6 protein-coding genes are annotated in these 5,909 nt (G+C 39.4%); 4 read left to right on the top strand and 2 right to left on the bottom strand.

Annotation, left to right across the window (positions count from 1 at the left end):
* Positions 1 to 155: 155 nt before the first annotated feature.
* Both hppD and ACTS4L_RS10945 read right to left on the bottom strand, forming a co-directional pair.
* On the bottom strand, positions 156 to 1,238 hold the full coding sequence (gene hppD, locus ACTS4L_RS10950; RefSeq protein ID WP_440617722.1) for a 4-hydroxyphenylpyruvate dioxygenase: 1,083 nt from the start codon (positions 1,236 to 1,238) through the stop codon (positions 156 to 158).
* A 438-nt stretch (positions 1,239 to 1,676) separates the two neighbouring features.
* The gene (locus ACTS4L_RS10945; protein ID WP_440617721.1) at positions 1,677 to 3,413 is read right to left on the bottom strand and encodes a DEAD/DEAH box helicase; all 1,737 of its coding nucleotides are present in this window, start codon (positions 3,411 to 3,413) and stop codon (positions 1,677 to 1,679) included.
* 279 nt (positions 3,414 to 3,692) lie between these two features.
* Here ACTS4L_RS10945 and ACTS4L_RS10940 point away from each other — a divergent pair, with 279 nt between their 5' ends.
* From ACTS4L_RS10940 to ACTS4L_RS10925, 4 genes are all read left to right on the top strand, one after another.
* Positions 3,693 to 4,217 (top strand): chorismate--pyruvate lyase family protein, encoded by a 525-nt coding sequence (locus ACTS4L_RS10940; RefSeq protein WP_440617720.1) that lies wholly within the window; start codon positions 3,693 to 3,695, stop codon positions 4,215 to 4,217.
* Positions 4,218 to 4,279: 62 nt separating this feature from the next.
* Positions 4,280 to 5,113, top strand: a complete 834-nt coding sequence (ubiA, locus tag ACTS4L_RS10935) for a 4-hydroxybenzoate octaprenyltransferase (RefSeq protein ID WP_440617719.1) — start codon at positions 4,280 to 4,282, stop codon at positions 5,111 to 5,113.
* A gap of 38 nt (positions 5,114 to 5,151) precedes the next feature.
* Positions 5,152 to 5,610, top strand: a complete 459-nt coding sequence (locus tag ACTS4L_RS10930; RefSeq protein ID WP_440617718.1) for a hypothetical protein — start codon at positions 5,152 to 5,154, stop codon at positions 5,608 to 5,610.
* 22 nt (positions 5,611 to 5,632) lie between these two features.
* Entirely contained in the window at positions 5,633 to 5,884 is a 252-nt protein-coding gene (locus tag ACTS4L_RS10925) for a linear amide C-N hydrolase (protein ID WP_440652038.1), read from the top strand.
* Positions 5,885 to 5,909: the final 25 nt, after the last annotated feature.

Here is a 5,909-nt window from a genome sequence, read left to right as displayed (position 1 = left end):
TCAGTTTTATTTATTTCACTCATAATCTGTGGTCGTATTTCTTAAATTCAAACATCAAAAGTGCGTAACTTCAGTTTTTAAGTTGCAAGGCAATGCGTACACGAAAGCTTGCGGATGAACAAAAATAATCATATAAAATCATCTTATGTCCTTAATTATTTCTGCTCTTGGGTACTTAACACGCCACGCTCAATTTGATCAAGCTCAATTGAGTCAAACAGTGCTTGGAAGTTGCCTTCACCAAAGCCATCATCACCTTTGCGCTGAATGATTTCAAAAAATACCGGACCAATCACGGTATTGGTGAAAATCTGCAATAAATAGCCGCCCTCTTTAGTTGGCGCACCATCAATTAGAATACGATTTTTCTGCATGCGCTCAACGGACTCTGGATGATACGGCAGACGCTCATGCGTCTTTGTATAATAACTATCAGGCGTATGCATAAACTCAACGCCTGAATCTTTTAGTTTTTCAACCGTTGCAAAGATATCCTGACTTTCCAAAGCGATATGCTGAATACCCTCACCATTAAACTCACGTAAAAACTCTTCGATCTGTGAATGATCGTCAGCAGATTCATTAATTGGGATTTTGATTTTCAAACATGGGCTCGTCATCGCTCGACTCAATAACCCCGTGAGCTTTCCTTCAATATCAAAATAGCGAATTTGACGAAAATTAAATAGATCAATGTAGTAATTTGCCCATTTATCCATATTGCCGCGAAAGACATTATGTGTCAGGTGATCGATATATAACAATCCACACTCATTGTGTTGCATCTGATGTTTCGCATCAGGAATCATTTCAAACAACCCACTATCAATAATTGAAGCATAATCCGTTAAGTAAAGCTTAGTATCGGCAATACCATGAATAACCTCAATACTTTGTCCATGCCAGTCATCAGTATTTTGCGTTTTTAATTTGGCTCCTTTTTTGATGCAATGCGCTAACGCATGCTCAACATTTTCAACCACAAAGCCCATACCACATGCGCCCGATTGATGTGTCTCTTTAAACGCTTTAACAAAACCTTGTGATTCGTTATTCAACAAAAAGAAAATATCATTTTGTTGCCATAGCTCAATAGTTTTGGTTTTATGCTGCCCAACCAAGGTAAAACCCAAAAGGCTAAACAAATCACGCATTTTTTGTGGCGTTGTGCTGACAAATTCCAAGAAACTAAATCCACGTGTTCCCGCTGGATTTGTCGTGATATCCATTTTACTCATTCCAATCTCCTTGTTGCTGTAACACCCATCATTAAATGATTAGATCTCTCTTTATACATAATGAAAAACCAATACAAAACGGAATACTCCAGATAATAACCCGCTGAATTATGCTAAGTATATACAGGATACGCCCCGTTTAAGTGGCGTTAACATAGCATAGCTTGGCTGGGTTTTCATCCAGATCACACAGGAAAAATGAAAAAATATTGAAATTATTTTAAAGCGGAAATTATTCTACAACCCGAAGAATTACTTTGCATATCTTGGCTTCGACTTACGCTAAACCAACGTTAGCTATAAACCGTACCCTGAGCAGGGTCGAAGGGTGAATTTAAGATCTAATCGCACTATGGCTTCGACTTACGCTCAGCCAACACTTCCGTAGGGGCGTATGGCATACGCCCACATATTGCATACGCCCCTATGTCTCAACAATTATCTTTTATCTTCTTTGATTTCCAGTTTCTTACCAGCTACCCACACTTTCTTTAGATGCTCGATAGCATTCTTTGGTGTATCGCTCGGTAGGTCAACGGTACTAAATTGATCGAATAATTTGATATGTCCGATATTGCGACTATTAATACCCGCTTCATTGGCAATCGCGCCAACGATATTGCGCGGTTCAACGCCATCACTGCGACCTACCTCGATGCGATACGTCGTCATATCCATATCTGGTGAGCGACGCGCCCCTCTATCACGACCGCCACGCTCATCACGACGATTGCTAAAGCGATCATTTCTATCACCTCGACGACCATCACGCCCGCCGCGCTCTGAACGATCAAAACGATCAGATCTTTCTGACCTTCTTGACTCTTGAACCTGAATTTCTTTAACAAAAAGTTTTTTGTCACCTTGCGCTAAAAAAGCAAGGGCTGCTACTATATCATCGGCTTCCGTACCATACTCAGTCGCAAAATCTTGCATTAACTCTTTAAACTTACTTAAGTCTTTGTGACGGATAATCTCAGCTGTTTCATGTTTGAAACGCGCAACACGTTTTTCAGTAATTTCTTTCGCACTTGGTAACTGCATTTCTTCCATCGTATGACGAATAACACGCTCAAGCATGCGTATTTGACGTAAGTCTCTAGTATAAATCAATGAGATTGCATCACCTTCACGTCCAGCGCGTCCCGTGCGACCAATGCGATGGACATAGGCTTCATTATCTTGCGGTAGATCATAGTTGATTACATGGCTAATACGCTCAACATCCAGACCACGTGCAACAACATCTGTTGCCACAAGAATGTTAATTTTAGACGCTTTTAACTGATCGATTATATATTCACGCTGGTTTTGTTGCATATCACCATTGATTGCTGCAGCTAAGTGACCGCGTGCTTTTAAGCCATCTGCCACTTCAATGGTTGAGGTTTTGGTTTTGACAAACACCATCACACCATCCGTGTCTTCAACTTCTAATATACGATCAAGTGCATCTAATTTAGATAAACCTTTAACGACCAAGAAACGCTGTTTAATTGTTTTGGCAGTTGCTGCTTTTGTTTTGATCTGTACTTTACATGGCTCGCGCAAGTATTCATTGACAATATTTAATACATCACGTGGCATGGTTGCTGAGAATAATAAACGCTGACATGCTTCAGGCGTATGTGACAACACCCATTTAACATCATCAATAAAGCCCATACGTAGCATTTCATCGGCTTCGTCTAATACTAATGCTTTTAACGCATCTAGCTTTAATGTGCCTTTACGCATATGATCCATCACACGTCCTGCCGTACCGACAACGACCTGTACACCGCGACGCAATGCCTGAATTTGACGACCATATTCCTGGCCACCATAAATAGAAACAACTTCAAGCTTGGCAATATTTTTAGAAAAAGATTCAAACGCTTCAGCAACCTGAATCGCAAGCTCACGTGTTGGTGTTAACACCAACACTTGTGGCATACGTTCTTTGCCAGATAAATCCATGTTATTTAGAAGTGGTAATGCAAATGCTGCCGTTTTACCCGTTCCAGTTTGCGCCTGCCCTAATACATCACGACCTTGCAATACAAACGGAATAGTATTTGCTTGAATTGGTGTGGGCGTTTGGTAACCCATCGCTTCAATAGCGGACATTAGCTTTTCGTTTAAGCCCAAATTATGAAAGCTTAATTCTTGAGACTCATTATTCTCGGTATTCATAGTAATTTAAAACCCAAAAGTTATGATACCCATCACTGCCCCTTCTGCGTTTTAAACGACTACAAACGATACGCGACGAGTATGTTGTTGATAAATTCAAGGCGACATTGTACCTGAATAAACAAAAAGGTACAGAACTATTTAAAGTTAATTTGTTTAAAATAACACCAGATCTTTAAGAGCACTGACGTAACTTAAAAATGTATGCCACAACTATTGGTTACACTCAATATTCTATGATACCCTTAGCCAAATTTTTTTGGCAATTTATTCTGCACTATGACAAGCCACTGGAATACGAAAGAAACAATTACACTACCTGCTGAGATTAAGCACTGGCTGTTTGATGTCAAACGCTTGAGCGTGACCTTAGCTCAGTCGATACCCGACATAGACTTAAAGTGCATTGCTGAATATCATGCACCAATGGATGACGATGAGGCTGAGCTTTTGAACTTAAATGAGCGCTCAAGTCGTATTCGCCTGATTAAACACCATCATCAAGATAAGACTTATGTTTTTGGACGGACGATTATCCCACAAAACACCTATAAACGTTATCAAGACTGTTTTGACTCATTAGGTAATAACTCCATAGGTGAGCATTTTTTATTTAAAAACACGCACATCACACGCAGTGAATTCTATGTCAAACACTGTCCATTTGATCTCTTAAAGCACAAACTTAACTTAAATGACAGCTTTCTTGCCAATCCATTATGGGTACGCGCATCAATTTTCACTCTGGATGCTGAGCATCAATTGTTAATTGAAGAGTTTTTTGTGCATATACCACCTGTGTAAACTTATGCTAAAACGAGTATACTTAGCCCTTACTATGAACAATATTAATACCACCATATTATATGAAAGCTTATTTTTATTTGATGCGCCTGCATCGCCCAATCCCGATCTTAATCATTCTTTATCCCACTTTATGGGGGCTTTTTGCAGCGACTCCTGCGCTACCTAGTTTGAAAGTTTTTGTTATCTTTGTCCTTGGTGTGGTTATCATGCGCACTGCTGGATGCATTTTTAACGACATTGCTGATCGCGACTTTGACGGGCAAGTCAAGCGCACTGCCACGCGTCCCATAGCAACAGGTGACATCACCGTTAAACAAGCTGCTTTTGTTGGTGTATTTTTACTTCTTATCGCGTTTATTCTTGTGTTACAGCTTAACCTTATGACTATCTTACTGTCACTGATTGCTGTCATATTGGCGCTTAGCTACCCGCTTTTTAAACGCTTCTTTGCTGTCCCGCAACTGGTGTTAGGCTTCGCCTTTAACTTTGGTATTATCATGGCTTATGCCGCCCAGATCAATCAAGTGCCTTTATCTGCTTGGGTGTTATATCTTGCCACCATTTTTTGGACAATCTCTTATGATACGATGTATGCACTGGCTGATAAAGAGTATGATTTAACACTTAACTTACACTCCACTGCTATTACCTTTGGTAAACATAACCTACTGATCATGATGATTTTCCAGATATTAACCATTATCTGCTTAGCAACCTTTGGCATATTACAACACTACAATGTTGTCTTTTACTTAGCCTTAGTCATTATTGCCGTGTTATTTTTCTATCAGCATAAGACATGGCAGAAAGGCGGCATTGCCCAGTGTATTAAGGCATTTTCAGATAATCACTGGGTTGGTTTTGTTATTCTATTGGCAATTTTGATGCAATAGCTATACTTTATACAGTCACAGATATAAAAGGATTTTACATGCGCTATTTAAGCATTCTAGTGTTAGGATATATTCAGTTTGGTTTGAGCTGTACTGATATTTTTATCAATAAATCGCCTTTTCATGTCACGGCGCGCACACTTGATTTTCCATTAAAACTATATACTCAAAGCTTTGAAACTTATAGTTGGTATCAAAAACTATTTCAAACGGATATTAACCTCACACACATCACTTCTCGTGCTTTTGGTTTTTACACAGGATACCTTGATGTTGACAATACCACCAATTTAATTGCCAATCGCGATAAAGTCCCTAAAGATAAGCTCGCTCATTGGCAAAATAAATATGGTTTTTTTGGACGCTTAGGTTTTATTGGTTACACTTTAACCGATGGCATAAATACACAAGGGGTCAGTATCGCAGCGCTTTATTTACCGGGTAGCTCATATCCAAAATACAATCCTCATGATCGGCGTCCCACTTGGTATTTATGATTTATCCAACTTTATCTTAGGTATGGCAAACACAACCCGTGACGCATTAAAGCTTATTATGCGATATCAATTGGTTGAATCAGCAATGTATGCCACCGGCGGCTTATATATCAAAGATATACCCTTACATATTGTGATTCGTGATAAAACAGGACACAGTGCCGTCATTGAGTTTATTGATGGTAAAACCATTATTTATGACCATGCCACGAATGTACTTACTGTTACATCCAACTTTATATGGCTCTTAACTGCTGTTTTTGTCTCGCACTGAATGCGTAGTTTCAGCGCTCCTTATA

It is taken from the genome of Cysteiniphilum sp. 19S12-1 (genome assembly GCF_052030685.1).
In the GTDB taxonomy this organism is placed as follows: domain Bacteria; phylum Pseudomonadota; class Gammaproteobacteria; order Francisellales; family Francisellaceae; genus Caedibacter.
Note: the sequence above shows the minus strand (reverse complement) of the source record. Positions and strands in the feature narration are given on the sequence as shown.